The sequence below is a fragment of the Streptomyces sp. NPDC042638 genome (assembly GCF_040647235.1).
GTDB classification, from domain to species: domain Bacteria; phylum Actinomycetota; class Actinomycetes; order Streptomycetales; family Streptomycetaceae; genus Streptomyces; species Streptomyces rameus.
Genome location: NZ_JBEZBT010000003.1, coordinates 216215 through 232947, shown reverse-complemented (window position 1 = coordinate 232947; position 16733 = coordinate 216215). Strand labels below are relative to the sequence as shown.

Annotated in this window: 12 protein-coding genes; 2 read left to right on the top strand and 10 right to left on the bottom strand. The window is 63.8% G+C overall.

All coding sequences use genetic code 11. The features are described 5' to 3' along the window. Window positions 1–262: 262 nt before the first annotated feature. The 3 genes from AB0B40_RS04145 to AB0B40_RS04135 are packed head-to-tail and all read right to left on the bottom strand — an operon-like array spanning window position 263 to window position 2105. Complete coding sequence (locus AB0B40_RS04145) at window positions 263–460, bottom strand: hypothetical protein (protein ID WP_355708620.1); 198 nt, start codon at window positions 458–460, stop codon at window positions 263–265. Continuing rightward, on the bottom strand, window positions 457–1758 hold the full coding sequence (locus AB0B40_RS04140; protein WP_362262705.1) for an FtsK/SpoIIIE domain-containing protein: 1302 nt from the start codon (window positions 1756–1758) through the stop codon (window positions 457–459). Before AB0B40_RS04140 ends, AB0B40_RS04145 begins: the two co-directional genes overlap by 4 nt. Then, the gene (locus tag AB0B40_RS04135; protein ID WP_362262702.1) at window positions 1758–2105 is read right to left on the bottom strand and encodes a hypothetical protein; all 348 of its coding nucleotides are present in this window, start codon (window positions 2103–2105) and stop codon (window positions 1758–1760) included. Before AB0B40_RS04135 ends, AB0B40_RS04140 begins: the two co-directional genes overlap by 1 nt. A 168-nt stretch (window positions 2106–2273) precedes the next feature. Here AB0B40_RS04135 and AB0B40_RS04130 point away from each other — a divergent pair, with 168 nt between their 5' ends. Continuing rightward, window positions 2274–3053, top strand: a complete 780-nt coding sequence (locus AB0B40_RS04130; protein WP_362262699.1) for a GntR family transcriptional regulator — start codon at window positions 2274–2276, stop codon at window positions 3051–3053. A gap of 407 nt (window positions 3054–3460) precedes the next feature. Here the strand turns inward: AB0B40_RS04130 and AB0B40_RS04125 are convergent, their stop codons facing one another. Then, the gene (locus tag AB0B40_RS04125) at window positions 3461–3757 is read right to left on the bottom strand and encodes a hypothetical protein (protein ID WP_362262803.1); all 297 of its coding nucleotides are present in this window, start codon (window positions 3755–3757) and stop codon (window positions 3461–3463) included. Between the two features lie 317 nt (window positions 3758–4074). Further along, on the bottom strand, window positions 4075–4629 hold the full coding sequence (locus tag AB0B40_RS04120) for an ATP-binding protein (RefSeq protein WP_362262696.1): 555 nt from the start codon (window positions 4627–4629) through the stop codon (window positions 4075–4077). A gap of 198 nt (window positions 4630–4827) precedes the next feature. Between AB0B40_RS04120 and AB0B40_RS04115 the strand changes: the two genes are divergently transcribed. Further along, complete coding sequence (locus tag AB0B40_RS04115; RefSeq protein ID WP_362262693.1) at window positions 4828–6204, top strand: sporulation protein; 1377 nt, start codon at window positions 4828–4830, stop codon at window positions 6202–6204. 3 nt (window positions 6205–6207) lie between these two features. Here AB0B40_RS04115 and AB0B40_RS04110 read toward each other — a convergent pair whose 3' ends face one another. The 5 genes from AB0B40_RS04110 to AB0B40_RS04090 all read right to left on the bottom strand — a co-directional run bounded on the left by AB0B40_RS04110 (window position 6208) and on the right by AB0B40_RS04090 (window position 16674). Beyond that, window positions 6208–7122 carry an aminoglycoside phosphotransferase family protein gene (locus AB0B40_RS04110; protein WP_362262690.1) on the bottom strand — a complete coding sequence of 305 codons (915 nt, stop codon included), beginning with the start codon at window positions 7120–7122 and terminating at the stop codon, window positions 6208–6210. 204 nt (window positions 7123–7326) lie between these two features. Continuing rightward, window positions 7327–9213: a UvrD-helicase domain-containing protein gene (locus AB0B40_RS04105; RefSeq protein ID WP_362262687.1), complete on the bottom strand. Its 1887-nt coding sequence runs from the start codon at window positions 9211–9213 to the stop codon at window positions 7327–7329. Continuing rightward, complete coding sequence (locus AB0B40_RS04100; protein ID WP_362262684.1) at window positions 9213–11363, bottom strand: ATP-dependent endonuclease; 2151 nt, start codon at window positions 11361–11363, stop codon at window positions 9213–9215. The genes AB0B40_RS04105 and AB0B40_RS04100 overlap by 1 nt, the downstream gene beginning before the upstream one ends. Window positions 11364–13133: 1770 nt before the next feature. After that, window positions 13134–15089 carry a TIGR03960 family B12-binding radical SAM protein gene (locus tag AB0B40_RS04095; protein ID WP_362262681.1) on the bottom strand — a complete coding sequence of 652 codons (1956 nt, stop codon included), beginning with the start codon at window positions 15087–15089 and terminating at the stop codon, window positions 13134–13136. A gap of 70 nt (window positions 15090–15159) precedes the next feature. Beyond that, the gene (locus tag AB0B40_RS04090) at window positions 15160–16674 is read right to left on the bottom strand and encodes a CYTH and CHAD domain-containing protein (RefSeq protein ID WP_345060580.1); all 1515 of its coding nucleotides are present in this window, start codon (window positions 16672–16674) and stop codon (window positions 15160–15162) included. Window positions 16675–16733: the final 59 nt, after the last annotated feature.

Here is a 16733-nt window from a genome sequence, read left to right as displayed (position 1 = left end):
AGCCGGGGTGTACTCCGGGGTGATGGTGGTGACCTTCCGGGGTGGGCCGCCGAGGCGGCACGGTGGGCGGGTGGTGGTGCGCCGTGGGTCATGGGGATCACTCCCTTGCGGGTGTCGGGCGGGTAGGTGTTCAGCGGATGGTTCCGGTGCCCCGGCAGATGCGACAGCGCCGCAGTCGTCCGGTCCAGGTCTTCCGTGCTCCGTCGCCCTTGCAGTGGGGGCACCTCACGCGAGGCATGGGCATGTCCGTGTCCTTTTCTGCTCAGGTGTGGGAGAAGCCGCTGATGGCCCAGGTGACGAGTTCGTGCACGGTCAGGCCCACGGGGGTCTGGCCGAGGTAGAGGCCGAAGAGGCCGACGCAGACGGCTTCCCAGGGGCGCACGTCGCGGGAGCGGACGAGGAGGACGGTGATGATCCCGAAGATCACCGCAAACCCGTAGGCCGTGCCTTCGCTGATCACTTGTCGTCTCCTTCCAGCACCGTGAGGGTGCGGACCAGGGCGGGCAGGTGCGGAGTCAGCGCGCTGTACTTCCGGGCCGTCGACACGGCCTCTTCAGTCGGGGTGAGATGGGAGCGGGCACGGCTCCAGCCGCCATCAGGGCCCGTGCAGACAGCCACCCCGCGCTCTTCCGCCGTGATGGACTGGGCGACGGCCACGGCGTCTTTGTTGAGGTCGCCGAGGGTCATCTCTGCGGTGCCGGGGTCGTTGACGCGGTGACAGATGCGGCCGCCGAGCTGGGCGCGCAGGGCGGTGACGCCGGGGCCGAGGTCGGAGCCGACCCTTTGTCCGGCGACGACCAGGTGCAGGCCGAGCGCGGCACCGAGCTGTGCCAGCCGGAGCAGGAGCGTGGAGCACTGCTCTGCCTCGGTCTTGCTCTCGCGGGTGCCGTCCGACAGGTACAGTTCCGCGATCTCGTCGACGATCACGACGATCGGCACCGGCCGCAGCTTGTCAGGAAGCTCCCAGATCGAGCGGACGCCGGCCGACCGGCACGCGCTCATCCGCTCTCTCATGTCGGCCGCCAGCGCGAAGAGAACCGTGACCGCTTCTTTCCGGTTGGTGGCCAGCGCGCTGAGCCGGCCGGCGAACAGGCCCAGTTCCATGCCGCCCTTGCAGTCGATGCCGACCAGGGCAACCGGCTGGGTCGCCAGCTGTGTGATCAGCCGGGCCAGCAGGGTGGACTTTCCGGACCGGGTGGCCCCGGCGATCAGCCAGTGCGGTACCAACCTGAGGTTCATCACCCAGGCGCCGCCGGACTCCAGCACCCCGATGAGGGCGGACAGCAGCTCTGTGGGAGCCGTGGCTAAGCCGGGCCGCTCCAGGGGATCCGTGGCGGTCGCGGTCAGGAGCACGAGGCCGCGTTCGGGCGAGGTGACCCGGACCGCGTGGACCTTCCACGCGTGCACCAGCGCATCCGCCGCCTTCATGTACGTCGCCGGGGTCTGCCCCGCGTGCAGTCGTACGGTCACGGTCAGACCCATGCGTGTGGCACGGGGGAACGAGGCCCGCGGGATGAGCGGCCGCAGCGGATCCCCCTTGACGACCAGGTCCCCGAGAATGCCGCGGGGCGGGCGCCGGGACACGGACAGGTCGTTGAGCATGGCCACCTTGCGCCAGGTCGCCAGCACCCGGAAGGCGGTCACCGGGTAGCCGATCAGGTACCAGTGCCAGACCGGGCGATGCCGGCGGACCAGGTCACCGACCACGAGCATCCAGGCCAGCACGGCGAGAGCGAACGCGAGCACGATGGGTCCCATCACACGTCACCGCCCTTGTGCTGCGCCGGGGTTCCCTGCATGGGCGTGATGGCGTCTGCGCGGAAGCTGACGCCGTGCCGGTCGCCCATCGACCACATGAACGCGGTCAGCCCGGTGACCTTGACGATCTGGCCTTCCTCGATGCCCTTGGGCTGGCCGCTGACGGCGATCTCGATGACGGAGATCCGCCGCCCGTCCTGCCGCACAGTCACCGCCACGGTCCAGACCGGGTTGCCGTCCCGGTCGCGTTTCACCTCCTGTGTCTCGTTGTTGGTGATCTTCGCTTCGGGCGCGATGGCGCACCGCAGTACGCCGAGCCGCGTCGTGTCCACGGGAATGGACTGCATTTTCTTCGGCCTCCTTGGCCAGTCGAGACGCCAGACTTACTCTGACGTCACTTGTCCTTACGAGTGATGACTATGGAGCTCTGTACGGCGAGAGTGCAAGTACTTATGCTGACGAGTGATGTCGCGCGTGCGACGTGCCTACGACCTCGACCCGCCGGAGATGCCCTCATGTCGGAGATCCAGCGCCCCGGAGCCCTCTACCAGCAGGTGGCCGCCGCGATCCGCGAAGCGATCCTGTCGGGCGAGTTCGTCCCCGACTCCCTGCTTCCGTCCGAAGCCCAGCTCATGGCCCGCTACGCCGTCTCCCGCCCCACCGTCCGCAACGCCATCGCAGCCCTGCGGGCGGAAGGCCTGATCGACGTACGCCACGGCAAGGGCAGCTTTGTCCGGTCCGACGGGCAGCCGTCGCTCACGATCGAACGCCGGATCAGCCGCACACCGGACGGCAAGTTCGTCATGCCCAACGGCGACGTATGGCAGGAAGCCGAAGAACCCAGCGCGTACCGCACGCACACCACCAAAGCCACCGGCCGACTCCTCCAACTCGGCGAAGAAGAGGCCCTGTTCGGCTGCGACCGGCTGCTCCTCGACCCCGGTACGGGCACCCGTGCCATGCACCGCACCCTGATCCCGTTCGCCGTCGCGGACATGGTTCCGGCACTCGCCGAAGACCCGTACAAACGGTCGGGTGCCCTCTACCGGCAACTCACCGAGGACGGCCACAAACTCACCTGGTCCGAGACCGTACGCGCCCGCATGCCCCTGCCCGACGAGCGCACCACGCTCCAGCTCCCCGACGCGACCCCGATCCTGCACCTTGCCCGCGTCACCCACGACACCGACGAGACGCCCCTGATCCTCGAAGAACTCCGCATCGGTGCCGACCGCGCCGAACTCGCCTACCGGATCACCGCCGACAAGCAGCCCGCACGAAGCGCCCGCACCTGAGCTGGGTCGAGGATCGGTCGAAACAGCCTTCACTTCCTCAAGGGCGCGCCTTCGGCGCGCCGGGGCGCCCGGCCGCCCCGGCCGGGCGTGCGGCGTGGCCGCCGGTCCCGTCCGGTCGGCAGACGCCCCCGCCCACAGCACGCCCAGGAAGTCGAGGCGTCGACCGGCCGACGAGGGCCGGGGCCCACGGGGCTGGGGGTCGACGGCCTCCGAGACTTTAGGCAGCTCCCATGGGGCGAGCCTCGAAGAACAGGGGGCCGATCGGGCTCTTGCGGGCAGGTCCAAGGACTGCCCGATCCGCTGGCGAGCGTAAGGCCCCCTGTTCACTCGCCCCATGGCAGCTACCGCCCAAAGTCTCTGCGGCCGGCGACGTGCCCACGCACACCACTCATCAGCGAAAACAGCCCTCACGAGGCACCACCGTCGCCATCCGCGCGCGCCTCCAGGAGCTGAGCAAGCCGCTCCACCGCACCAGGCCAGCCCGCCAGCCGCACAACCCCCTGCCCATCCTCGTTCGTTGAGGCAACGGCCCTCACGGCAGACAACTCGAACCCCACGGCCAGGAGCGCCCGGTTCAAACGATCGGCGGACTCCCGTGCCTCACGCCACCCCGCGATGTAGTCGACGCCAGGCGCCCAGAACCCGAAGTCCGCGCCCGGCACATCGAGACCGTCACTCAGCCAACCCTCACCGGAGCCAGTCACCTTGCCCACCTCTGCCCTGATCTAGGTAACGGATCGTCAACTTCCTGGACCAGGGCCGAAACGCAGCACGACGGCCCCGGTACCATCAGGCACCGGGAACCGCCGTGTTCCCAGCCGGGCCACCCTTCGCTTTCCAGGGCTGACGGGGTGGCCCGGCCTTATCAGGTTGTGAAGCGCGGCCCCTTACGGGAGGGGAGCCCCCGGTTCCTACAGAGACCGCGCCCCTTGGCCGGAGTGGTCGGACTCCGGCCGGTTTCCGGTCCGCCGCCTACTCCCGATCGCGTGGGAGTGATGTGGGGGCAGCGGACCGGAGATCATCAGTACGGGCTGTCCTCAGCTCCGCCGTCCAGGTCGAAGCGGCACCAGATCGTCTTTCCTCCGCCCTCTTTGGGCGTCCACCACACCGCCGCCGCCATCCGCTGAGCGAGCATCAGCCCACGGCCGCTGTCAGGCAGAACCGCCTCTGTCAGCTCCCCCACGAACTCAGGCAAGAGCGAGTCACCCATGGGCAGAAGCGGAGGTGTCGAGTCCTCGTCCGCGACGCCGATGAACAGCCACTTGGGAAACATCTTGTAGATGACGTCGATGCGTCGGCAGGCACCTGGACTCGATCGATGGCGGTCCGGAACCACATGGTTCACCACGTTCCCGACCAGCTCTGAGACGACGAGACGCGCGTCATAGACGAGGTCACGCGAAACCGCGCCCCGCAGGAACACCGTCGCCGTGTCGCGCGCGATCCGTCCCGTGTCGGCGAACTCAGCGAAGAGTGTCACCGTCATGTAGTGACCGCCGGAGGACGGATTTGGCGCCACGAACCAGTGAGCGTAAGCGTCCAGCTCACTCACATACTTGGCTTTCCCCGTGCCCATAGTGCCCCTCCGACGGCTCTCATGTTTCCGCTTGCTTCACGCAAGCCAGTACACGGCGCAGGCGACGTGAGCGGGAGCGTTCACCAGGGGGTTCACATGAGCACTTGCGAACGCGAGGGGGTTCAGGAATGAACCCCCAGCCTGATAGGGCTGTGACAAGATGAACACTCGCCGTCATTCTCGGGTTGGCAGGGGAGCATGAGCCGAGAGCCCAACGCGCAGTTGATCGCCGTCATGAGCGAAGCGAAGATCTCGAACAAGGGCCTTGCGAAGCGCATCACGGACGAGGCCGACCGACGAGGCATGGAGCTGGGAACTACTCACGTCTCCGTACAGCGTTGGCGCAACGGATCAAGCATCAGGCCGCAGACAGCGGCGATCATGGCAGATGTCCTCTCGGCCAAGCTGGGCCGCCGTATCACGGTCGGCGATCTCGGATTCTTCGGTGACACCAAGCCCACTACGCCGGAGCCGATCGGCTACCCCGGCACCGTTCCCGATGTCCTGTCGATGCTTGACGGACTCGCCCAGGAGCGCGCCGACGCCCCCGTTTCAGACCAACTGATCACCGCGGAGGCCGATCTCAGCTCCGCCGTCCTGACATGGATGATCGCGCGCCCTGACGGTATCCAGGCAGACAGGCCGGCTCTCCAACGAGTGGGCATGCGTGATGTCCGGGCGATCAGGGATGCAGCCGGTACGTTTATGGCCCTCGACTTCAAGTACGGCGGAGGGCACGGCCACAAGGCACTACGTCACTACTTCCGGCACGAGGTGCTGCCGCTCCTGAGCGTGAGCTACAGCGAGAAGGTAGGCACCGCGTTATTCGGCGCCGCCGCCGAAGTGTCCCAGTTGCTAGCGTGGACCGCCTACGACGCCGGAAACCACCGACTTGCTCACCGCTACCTGACGTCAACCCTGCGTCTTTCCCAGGTCATTGACGACCGCATGTTCGGCGCCCGCATCCTGGGCAACCTCAGCCATCAGGCCAACTACCTTGGCAATCACGCCCAAGCCATCCAATTGGCCCGTGCCGCCGTCGAGGGGGCCAAGAACCGTGCCACGCCGCGCGCCATGGCGAACTACTCGGCGATGGAAGCCCGCGCCCTGTCCAATGCAGGCGACAGAATCGCTGCGGCTCGCGCGATGAAGGAGGCTGAGCGCCACTTCGAACGCGCTCACACCGCCGACGACCCGGCATGGCTCAGCTACTTTGACGAAGCCGAACTCATGGGCGAACTCTGCCACTGCTTCCGTGATCTCAAGATGCGTCGCGAAGCCGTCGAGCAAGCCCAGCGTGCAGTGGACAGCACCGACCCGAAGTACGCGCGCACTCTTGGCTTCTGCCGCATGGTTCTCGCCCAGAGTCAGCTACTCAACGGCGAGTTGGAAGCCGCCGTCACCACCGCGAGCCTCGCAGTCGACGGCGGCGACTCCCTCCAGTCCACGCGGTTCCAGCGCTACGTGACCGACTTCCAGAGCGAGGTCAGTGTGCACGCGACGAACCCCGCTGTGGCCGCCTTCAGCGAAAAGGTGCGCGAGGCGCTCACCCGCTTGGACGAGGACGACGAGTAGGAGCTACCAGGGCCGCCAGTCCCGCGGCGCATCGTCGTGCCGCAGACCGGCGATGCGCCGGCCGTACTCGGCCGCGGTCTTGTCATCCTCCTGAACGTTCTGCATGAGCCACGTCGTCATGCCGAACTCTTGGATCCCACGCAGCGTCTCGTAGCCCGGCCAGTCGTACAGGTCACGCCCGTACGCGGCCACGAAGTCGGCGTACTGCTCGTCGGTCTGCCAGCCAAGGCTGTGGTGCTCCACAGCCGTGACCATGAGGTCCCACTCCGGATGGTCGTAGCAGAACATCTCGAAGTCGATCAGGATGACGCGACCTTGGTCATCCACCATGAGGTTTTGCACATGGGCGTCCCCATGCACCGGTCCCTTGGCTGACTCGAACCGCAGCTCGGCGTACTTGTCCCGCAGCTCACGCCAGCGTTTCCGCAAGAACACCTTGTCATCGTCCGGGATCACCGCCCGATCAAGCCTCAGTGCCTGCTTGTCGAAGGGGTCGTACGACGGCAGTACAAGCCCGTCCGGAACGGTCATGGAGTGCAGCTCCCGCAGGACTCCTCCCAGCTCCCCGTACGTCGCCTTGCGGTCCCCCTCAACGATCAGATGCCAGAACGTCACCGGATGGCCATCGATCAAGAGGGGCTGTTCCAGATCCTCAACGATGCGAGCAGCCGGAAACCCTTCCTTTCCGAGCCACCGTGACACGCCAACCTCCACGCGCGCTTTGGGCAGATACTCCTTCCCTCGCGCCACGCGCACGATGACCGGCGCCGAGGCCAGCCGGAATAGCGCGTTCTCACCGAGACGGATCAGCTCTGCGCCTCTGTCATCGAGCCCCGCAGCCTGGCACGCGGCAGACATCACCTGCGTAGCCCTCGCCGACGTGAACCCCTCTTCCGTGCGAGCAGCGTCAAGCGCCATGCCCGTACCAGCTCCCCTAGTCGCGCGCGATCAACCAGCGCACGCCTACGGGTGACCAACCCGACGCACGCCGGACACGACCATGACCGTACCCATCCAGGCACGAATAAGGCGAGGGGATCACCGAGCCCCGTCGTCTAGGACAGCGGTCCCGGACTGTCACTCACCAGAGCCACGGCTAATGAGCGCAGGTTCTGATGCATCTCAAGATACAAGATCCGCTTCAGTACGAATGCGCCCGAGGGAGAATTTCATTGCTCCTTCAATAGCCGCTGCAGCAGCTTTCACGTCGCTCGAAAACACAACGACGGCAAGCGATTCTCTAGCACGTGACACACATACATACAGGAGACGTCTTGTCCGCTCCAAGACCGACTCCTTCCCAGTGGCCAAGTTACGTTCGTCGACCTCTGAAAGTTGCCTTATCCCAAAAAGTTTTTCGTATGAATAAAGGGAATATCGCCCCTCTTTGTCATCCAACACCACGATCACTTTGGAGAATTCAGCACCCTTGGTGCCGTGTTGTGTGGAGTAAGGCGATTGTTGTCTAACATACTTCAAGTAGGCTGGAATTTGACGCACGTCACATGCCGAAAAAGCATCCAGAACTTCCCTGGCCTCCGGGCTAAGCACAACACTTGAGTGCTCGCCGTTTGGCTCAAAATAGAAAGACAGTCGCGGGTCCGGATCAATTAGGCGTTCTCGCACGGCCAAGCCTAGGGCAGCACCGACAGAACCCGGGCCGCCCTGTTCCACGATTTTACGTAGGCACTCCGCCGCATCCCGAGCGAGAGCAAGACTCTTCCTCACATCAATGTCAAGCGCATCCGAACGAAACACACTCCCTCTCTCGCGAAGGACAGCTATTACAGATGGAGAGTCAACGCTTTCAGCGACACAAATGGGAATAACAACCTCTTCAAAGGGTTGAAGTGGCCAAGCATTCCCCTCATCGAACGCCGCCTGCAAGCCCTTAGAAGGGCCATCATGAAATGCCGTGTAGAGCTGCTCAAACCCCATGTCCTTGGCCACCATCCGGTGGACGATCATGAGGATCTTGGCGCCCTCCCCCGTATTAACTGAATCGGCGAGCCAACTGCCGGCGTTACTGTGTTTACTCAGCCAGGCCCGCACCTGCTCCAGGCGTTCACTTCGTCGATCATCTGCGGGGAGAACGAAAAAGAAGCATTCTCCTTCGATATTTTCCTCTGCCGGACGCCCCGGCACTTGCAGCAAGCCGTCAGCCTCAGACCGCACCTGATTGATGACTCTGAGTACTGCGCTCGAACTGCGAAAATTTTCCGGCTTTTCGATCCGCGCCCATCCCGGCTCAGGTTCGATCACGCCCACGCCGCGCTGATAAATCTGCTGCATGGGATCACCGAAAAAACCGAGGCAGACAGCCCCTCTCGCCTGAGCAGCGACACGCTTCAACGCCTCAACAACATTCGGAAAAGTGTCCTGGCTCTCGTCGACAAAAATATAAGGGTACTTGTTCGCGACAATACGGCGAAGCAGCTTGCTCTCGTTAAGCAACTCAGGCACCAAGGTGACAACGTCTTCGTGACCTAGAATGCCCTGGGCGTAATCACTACCGGTGCCGTAGCGATAGCGACCAACGTCAGCGAGAGATTGGAGCTGAGTTTCGAACTTTTCCAGATCGTGAGCATCCTTAGCAATGGTCTTCTTCTGAGTGCGAGAAGAATACCCCGCTTGCTTCTCTCTGACTCCTCTGATCGACGCCTCTACACGGCAACGTACCCACTGAGCAATGTCCCTTTGGAAGGGTTGCACCAAAGACCACAGGAAACTGTGAATCGTGGATACCTCGACCAACGGGCTGTGCTCCACGTCCGCATGGATCTCCTTAGCTGCCACCTCGGTGTACGTGATGCAAGCAATTTGCTGGGTTCTACTTTGGAGACGAGCACCATGCCTGATCTTCACGTAATCAAGCGCCTTGACTAGCGAAGTCGTTTTTCCGGAGCCAGCGCCGGCGACCATGACAAAACACTTGAGGTGTTCCGCATCCAGAATATCCCGAAGTTGGATATCGGCAGCCGTGTCCTGAACTGAAAGCCGGGATCCCATCACTCAACCTCCGACCGTAGTCCTGGCATCACCGGTTTCGGCGCGAGGTTGTTACTGAGCCAGGTCAGCCCATCTAGGATGTACTGCGGCGTCTTCCAAGCTGTGTCTTGTTCGGCGATAAGGCCGAGAGCGAACCTTGTCTTATCAAGGTTTCTGACTCTTTTGAAGATTGCTTCATGCAACTCCGCAAGACCCAATCGATCTGACTTCGCGATGCAAAGGCCGATAATTTTCCTAGCTTGGTCCTGAGACCAGGAAAGATTTTCGAGAGCGAAGGCCTCTTCTAGGGTCCGCCCTGCTAGCACGGACCTCTCCGTACCCCAAACCACAGCTTGGCGCGTCTGATAAGCCACTCGAATGTTGCCGACTTCCCCTCCGTGGAAGTTAACCACCTTCTCACCATCTGGGAGGTCTAGCAATTCGCGCACCGATTTCAGTTTTGGGAACCAGTTCTTGAGTGTCTCATTCGAGGTAACAGCCTCAGGAACAGTGGTCATGCAAGCCTGACTTCGGTCAGTCTCTTTTTGATCAGCATCCAACCCTGCGGGTGGCTCTACGCTGTCAATGTCTGTAATTACCAATGTCGCAACATCCAAGAAGTCTAGCAATTCTTGGAACTTGTGCGCAAATGCGCCTCCTACTTCAAGAATCGTAATATGGCACGCCTTCAATTGCGGGAAATTACGGTCGATTATGAGCGGTAGTAGCAACCGCTCGACATTGCCTTCCACCAGAATGGCGGCGTCAGCAAAGAAGAGATCGCAGTGAGTGAGTTTCAAGTACTGCTGCAGAAATTCTCGCGTTGCCTCCTTTTCGCCATTATAAAAAATCGAAAGGTTCTTAACATCGCTTCGATGTAGCGCGCCATCTCTCTTGTCTCGACAGAAGTATCGAATCGGCTGGAAGCTGCTCTCATACAGGATGTGCGACGAGTGGGTCGTGACGACCATCTGCGTGTGATACCCCGGCTTAGCCTCTGGGAGCAACTCGAAAACCCGTCGGATGAATACCTGCTGCAACTGAGCGTGCAGGTGAGCTTCCGGCTCCTCGATCATAATTAGGTGAACCGGCGGCTGTCCCTCCATATCCTCCCAAGCGTGGTGGAAGTCAAGAATCTCAACCGCCATATAGATCAGGTTCTTGAAACCCAAGCCGTTGTACTGATCCGGTAGCGCTTGAGACGATTCGACATTCTGTCCATTATTGCCAGATGGAAGCACGTAATGAACTCGCGCACTCGTGCTTAGCATATTCTGAACATTGAACGACGCCTTGACTACGAGTCCGGCGTTTGTACCTCCGGGATACCCGAGATGCTCTACGCTCTTAAGGATAGACTCGAAGGCTTGGGCAAAATGTTCATTGAGTGCAGACTCGGAATTTGCCAGAGCGCTCAAAGCAGCCAGGTCGGTCTCAAATTTCTGTAGATTTCGCTGATAGTACCGACTGAGCCTCCTGGACAAATCTTCGGCTCGACCGTGCGATTCAGCATCCGTAAGATGACGCTGCGCGTTCAGGAAATCAACCTTTATGAGCCTGCTAATTATGGCTCCAGCACCGGAACCCAGGCGAAACGGCGTGTAACCTGCCATAGGATTCAGATCGTCGTCGCATTGTCGCTCATCAAGCACGTAATGCCTGATCTCATATTCACTTGCCAGCGTTTTTTTCAGATAATCCATGAGGTCTGTAGGCCAAGGCTTGTATGTGCCATTCGACCCATCCTGAGGGAGTTTCCTCTCGTTTCGAGCTTTCTTGTACCTCTCGATTAGCGCCGAGGAGTCTTTCGGCCCATAAATCATGCGCAGACCCACCGGCTCTCCGTTCCAGTCAAGCCCCGGAAGTAGGTCGAGCACACGGTGCACATTGTCGTCATCTACCTCAAACCAAAGGTCAAAGTAGATCTCTGGAAATTCAATCTCATCGTTATTGGCTTCAGGATCGAAGCGACTGAAGGTTTCCCAACAATCGGCAGCGAAGTCGTAGATCTGGAATCGAACATTAGGATCCAGGAAGCGCTGAAAGACGTGGGTTGCCGATGTCTTGCCGCTATTATTTGCACCGACAAAAATGGTCGTCTCCGCATCGAGGTCCACACGAACATTCTTGAGTCTCCGAAAGTTCTGGACGCGGAATGATTTGATGCGCAACGGTGCCCCCTGTCATGCAGAATGCTTCAATTCGTTCGCGTGTTCGATAACTCGTCATTAGTGATCACGACTTGCCTCGACCTGCCCCTCCCCAAGGGCAGGATCACTCAGGCTATCTGACCGGAGACCGATGTGGCTGGCGATTCACAAATAGCGAGTGCTAGTGGTTTCACGCCAGCACAAGCCTGGTCATGATCTTGGAGTCGCGGCCTGCCGTTGCCACGCCCGCCAGCCTCGCGCAGACATCTCAACACCCTGCTGTGCAGCAAGGAGCTGCGGCCCTTACCACACTTCTGCCTACAGGCCGGCGTGGAGGTCTCGACGCAGCCTCAGATGCCCCGTGTGCGCGCTGCTCCTAAGCAACACATCGTCCATGACACGGACCAGTGCCGCGCTGCCAATGCGGGAGGCGAGCCGAACTTCATGGACTAGCAGCGTGGCACAGGCTAGGTCGACGAGGTCGGCAGCCATCGCTGCTGCTTCGACATCCGAGGTAGGTCCGTCCACGAAGACTGTGATGTCGTCGTAGTTCGCTTTAACCCTAAGACGGTAAAGGTAATCGGCTACTGTCGTGGGACGGGCTCGTTTCTCCACGACACCGCGTTCCGCCGCCGTAAGGTTCGCCGTCTTGGGTTCTGGGCGTGCTTTCCTGCCCAGATGCGTACGCGTCTCGCAGTCCGCGCGCCACGCCTTGCGACGGTCAGCGAGCTTACGCTCCCGAGCTTTCCTGAGCCTGTCTTCAATCATCGCACTGCGAGTGGTTCGCAACGCCTTGGCTGCTATGTCCCATGCTTGCTCCCCCTGCCAGGCAGTCCAGGAGTGCAGACCCATGTCCAGAGCACGACCAGGCCCGCCCAAGAAGCCGTCAGCATCAGCCCCTCTAGCCGTCGGGTGAGCTGCAGCGAAACCCCACGGTGCTAGTGTCGCGGCTCGTTGAGTCCACATGTCCACGAATTGACGCTTGGTCTGCTCATGTTGCTCTGGACGCTCATGCCCTTCGGCCACCAGCACCGCTTGAGCAGCGTTGTACAGGACGTAGTACGCCTGGACAGCTCCCCAGCCATTGGCCAGTCGTACGATCTCGGAGTCTTCAGCGAGGGAGTGAGTGGCCTCCAGTAGAGAGGCCGTAGTCCAAGCACGGCGGAGGCAACTCGTCACCTGCCCAAGATCGCCCACGTAAGGCGTTCCTCGAGACTTGAAGATCTGCTCCGCTACTACGGAATGGAGGTGCGTCGTCGCGGATTCAAGTCCCTGTGAGCTCTCTCCCAAGGCAAGCTCACGGAAAGCTCGAACGTATGAGGCATGCGTCCGGAAGCTTCGAGTCTGCTCACTGTCTGGTGGAGGGAGGACAATCCTGATCATGGTGCATTATCACGGAGCGGCACGATTGCTGTCACCCTCGTTCGACAGCTCGTTACTTTGCGTGGTACGACCACCTGCTTCCAGAGCGGCGCTTCTGGGGTTTGGTGAACGCCGACCCGTCGCGGAGGCTGGATCCTCCCTTCGCGCCACGCGACGCTATGAGGAGGCGTCGTAAAGCCGTCAGCCACCCTCAAGAGTGGTGGGCGCCAGCGTCAGATCCGCTCCACTTCCGAGTGAATGACACAGGAGCCCGCCACGCGCGGCAGGGGCAGAGGCGTCCGGGACACCTCCCGCGAGGGAGACTGCCGCTGTCTGATCGGTACGCGTACCGCTTCCAGCGCAGCGACAACCTCGTCCTCCGTCGCCCCCGCCAGCACATCCGCGATGCGCTTCAGTGGCTCGCTCACCTCAGTGGGCGTGTCCACTCGGCGCGGGCGCAGCGTTCTTGACCGTCAGAGGCAGCAGCTTCTTGCCGGTCGGGCCGATTTGTATGGCCGTATCCATCTGCGGGCAGACGCCGCAGTCGAAGCACGGGGTCCAGCGGCAGTCCTCGACCTCCGTCTCGTCGAGGGCGTCCTGCCAGTCCTCCCAGAGCCAGTCCTTGTCCAGGCCGGAGTCGAGGTGGTCCCAGGGCAGGACCTCCTCGTAGGTGCGCTCGCGGGTGGTGTACCAGTCGACGTCCACGCCGAAGGGGGCGAGGGCCTTGTCCGCGCACGCCATCCAGCGGTCGTAGGAGAAGTGCTCGCGCCAGCCGTCGAACCGGCCGCCGTCGTCGTACACCGCGCGGATGACGGCACCGATGCGGCGGTCGCCCCGCGACAGGAGGCCCTCCACGATGCCCGGCTTGCCGTCGTGGTAGCGGAAGCCGATCGAGCGGCCGTACTTCTTGTCGCCGCGGATCTTGTCGCGCAGCTTCTCCAGGCGTGCGTCCGTCTCCTCCGCGGAGAGCTGGGGCGCCCACTGGAAGGGGGTGTGGGGCTTGGGGACGAAGCCGCCGATCGAGACCGTGCAGCGGATGTCGCCCGAGCCGGAGACCTCCCGGCCCTTCTGGATGACGCGGGTCGCCATGTCGGCGATCTGCAGGACGTCCTCGTCGGTCTCCGTCGGCAGGCCGCACATGAAGTACAGCTTCACCTGGCGCCAGCCGTTGCCGTAGGCCGTCGCGACCGTGCGGATCAGGTCCTCTTCCGAGACCATCTTGTTGATGACCTTGCGCATGCGCTCCGAGCCGCCCTCGGGGGCGAAGGTCAGGCCGGAGCGGCGGCCGTTGCGGGTGAGTTCGTCGGCCAGGTCGACGTTGAAGGCGTCCACTCGTGTCGACGGAAGCGACAGACCGATCTTGTCGTCCTCGTAGCGGTCCGCCAGGCCCTTGGCGATGTCACCGATCTCGCTGTGGTCCGCCGAGGAGAGGGACAGCAGGCCGACCTCCTCGAAGCCCGTCGCCTTCAGGCCCTTCTCGACCATGTCGCCGATGCCCGTGATGGAGCGCTCGCGCACCGGCCGGGTGATCATGCCGGCCTGGCAGAAGCGGCAGCCGCGGGTGCAGCCGCGGAAGATCTCCACCGACATGCGCTCGTGGACGGTCTCGGCGAGGGGGACCAGGGGCTGCTTGGGGTACGGCCACTCGTCCAGGTCCATCACCGTGTGCTTGGAGACGCGCCACGGGACGCCCGACCTGTTGGGGACGACTCGGGCGATACGGCCGTCCGCCAGGTACTCGACGTCGTAGAACGCCGGGATGTACACCGCGCCCGTCTTCGCCAGCCGGAGGAGGACCTCCTCACGGCCGCCGGGGCGGCCCTCCGCCTTCCACGCGCGGATGATCCGCGTCATGTCCAGCACGGCCTGCTCGCCGTCGCCGATGATCGCCGCGTCGATGAAGTCCGCGACCGGCTCCGGGTTGAAGGCCGCGTGGCCGCCGGCCAGCACGATCGGGTCGTCGATCGTGCGGTCCCTGGACTCCAGGGGGATGCCCGCGAGGTCCAGGGCGGTGAGCATGTTCGTGTAGCCCAGCTCGGTGGAGAAGCTGAGGCCGAACACGTCGAAGGCCTTGACCGGGCGGTGGCCGTCCACCGTGAACTGGGGGACGCGGTGCTCACGCATCAGCGCCTCCAGGTCCGGCCAGACGCTGTAGGTGCGCTCGGCGAGGACGCCCTCCTGCTCGTTGAGGACCTCGTAGAGGATCATGACGCCCTGGTTGGGCAGACCGACCTCGTAGGCGTCCGGGTACATGAGCGCCCAGCGGACGTCGCACTCGTCCCAGTCCTTGACGGTGGAGTTGAGTTCTCCACCGACGTACTGGATCGGCTTCTGCACGTGCGGGAGCAGAGCTTCGAGCTGCGGGAAAACCGACTCGACAGGCATCTCGCGACCTTCATGAGCTGACAGGGGTGACCATCAAGCGTAACCCGCCCGGCGGACTCCCCCGAACGCCTCAGCCGACCACTCCGGTCCTGACCTTCCTCCACCGTCCGGGAAGGTCCGCCTCCAGTTCCGCGGCCCGTGCCTCCTCCCTGCCGTACAGCAGCCCGTACGCGAACGCGTTCTCCCCCGCCGCGTGTGCCACCGCCCCCAGCTCACGCAGGGTGCGGCGGGCCATGACGCTGTCCTGGTGGTCGCCGAGCAGGGTGGTCAGGGACTTCATGGACTTGGTGAGGGAGCGGGCGGGGGCGCCCAGCGCCTCGGTGCCGGCCTCGGCCGCGTAGCGGGTGCGCTTGGCCTTCTTGCGGGCCTCGTGCAGGGCCACGTCTCGGTCCTCGCCCGGCGGCAGCTCCAGTGCGTGCTCCACGAGGCCGGTCAGCTTCCGCTCGTCCTTGCGTACGGCCTTGCCGAGCGCCTTCCGCGGCTTCTTGCCGGCCGCTTTCCTCAGCGGCGGGTCCGCGAGCAGGGCGTCCAGGGCGTCCAGCAGGGTCAGATAGCGGCGCGAGTCGAGGATGCCGGTGAGGTGGGCGTGGGCACCGCCGTGGCGGGCCTCGGCCCAGGTGGTGAGCCGTTCACGCACGGGGCCGGTGACCAGGCCGTGCGGAAGGGCGTCGAGGGCGGTCGTCAGGCGGTCGGCCAGCACTTCCTGGTCGCGGTCGATGCCCAGTTCACCCGCGAGCCACTTCAGCTCCGCGCCGACGGAGTCGGTGACGGCGCGGTCCAGGATGTTGGTGAAGGTGCGCAGGGTGCTGCGGGCACGGCGGGTGGCGACCCGCATCCGGTGCACCGAGTCGGGGATGTCGCGGCGGACGGCGGGGTCCAGTTCGACCAGCGCGTCCCGCTGGGCCCGCAGGTAGGCGAGGACGTGGTCGCCGGCCGTCACGGGTTCGGTGGGCTTCAGCTTCTTGCGGCGCCGGTTTCGGCCGCGGCCGGGCGCGGTCTGTTCCAGGGCGCGGGCCAGCTTCGAGGGGGAGGCGGACGGTCGTACGCCCGCCGCGCGCAGCCGTTTCTCCAGCTGGTCGAGGAGGGCCGGGTCGCCGCCGTCGGCCAGTTCCACCTCGATCTCGGTCCACTGTGCGGTGCCGGCCGCGCCGGTGAGCCGCTCGGCGGTCACGGTGTCGACGCTCGCCTCGGCCAGCAGGGCGCCGTCGGCGGCGACCAGGTGCCGCACGTCGCGGGCGGAGCGCAGCCGGACCAGGGGGACCAGTGCGCGGTCCCGGACCCGGGAGCGGACCAGGGCGGCGATCTCCTCGGGGACGGTGTCGGAGAGCGGGGCCTGGATCTCGTCACGGACGCCGGGGGCGACCGGGAACTTCAGGTGCCAGCCGGCGTCCGAGCCCCCGGTGCGGCGGCGCAGGGTGAGCGAGGCCGCGGCCAGGCGTTCGTCGGCAGTGTCGTAGTACGTGGCGTCCAGGTCGACCAGGCCCTTGTCGAGGACCGCGGCCACTCCGCCGACACCGGTCAGGTCGGGCAGCCCGCTCTCATCGGATTCGTACTTGCGCTCGATCTCGCGTTTCGTGTCCGCCATGCACCGAATCTAGTGCTCCGGGGGCCGATACGGCAGAGGGCACCGCCTGCCCGGGCCGC

Coding starts and splice junctions, on each gene's coding strand:
- AB0B40_RS04140 (WP_362262705.1), bottom strand. CDS start 1,758: ATGGGACCCATCGTGCTCGCGTTCGCTCTCGCCGTGCTGGCCTGGATG.
- AB0B40_RS04120 (WP_362262696.1), bottom strand. CDS start 4,629: ATGGGCACGGGGAAAGCCAAGTATGTGAGTGAGCTGGACGCTTACGCT.
- AB0B40_RS04110 (WP_362262690.1), bottom strand. CDS start 7,122: ATGGCGCTTGACGCTGCTCGCACGGAAGAGGGGTTCACGTCGGCGAGG.
- AB0B40_RS04095 (WP_362262681.1), bottom strand. CDS start 15,089: ATGCCTGTCGAGTCGGTTTTCCCGCAGCTCGAAGCTCTGCTCCCGCAC.
- AB0B40_RS04130 (WP_362262699.1), top strand. CDS start 2,274: ATGTCGGAGATCCAGCGCCCCGGAGCCCTCTACCAGCAGGTGGCCGCC.
- AB0B40_RS04090 (WP_345060580.1), bottom strand. CDS start 16,674: ATGGCGGACACGAAACGCGAGATCGAGCGCAAGTACGAATCCGATGAG.
- AB0B40_RS04105 (WP_362262687.1), bottom strand. CDS start 9,213: ATGGGATCCCGGCTTTCAGTTCAGGACACGGCTGCCGATATCCAACTT.
- AB0B40_RS04135 (WP_362262702.1), bottom strand. CDS start 2,105: ATGCAGTCCATTCCCGTGGACACGACGCGGCTCGGCGTACTGCGGTGC.
- AB0B40_RS04115 (WP_362262693.1), top strand. CDS start 4,828: ATGAGCCGAGAGCCCAACGCGCAGTTGATCGCCGTCATGAGCGAAGCG.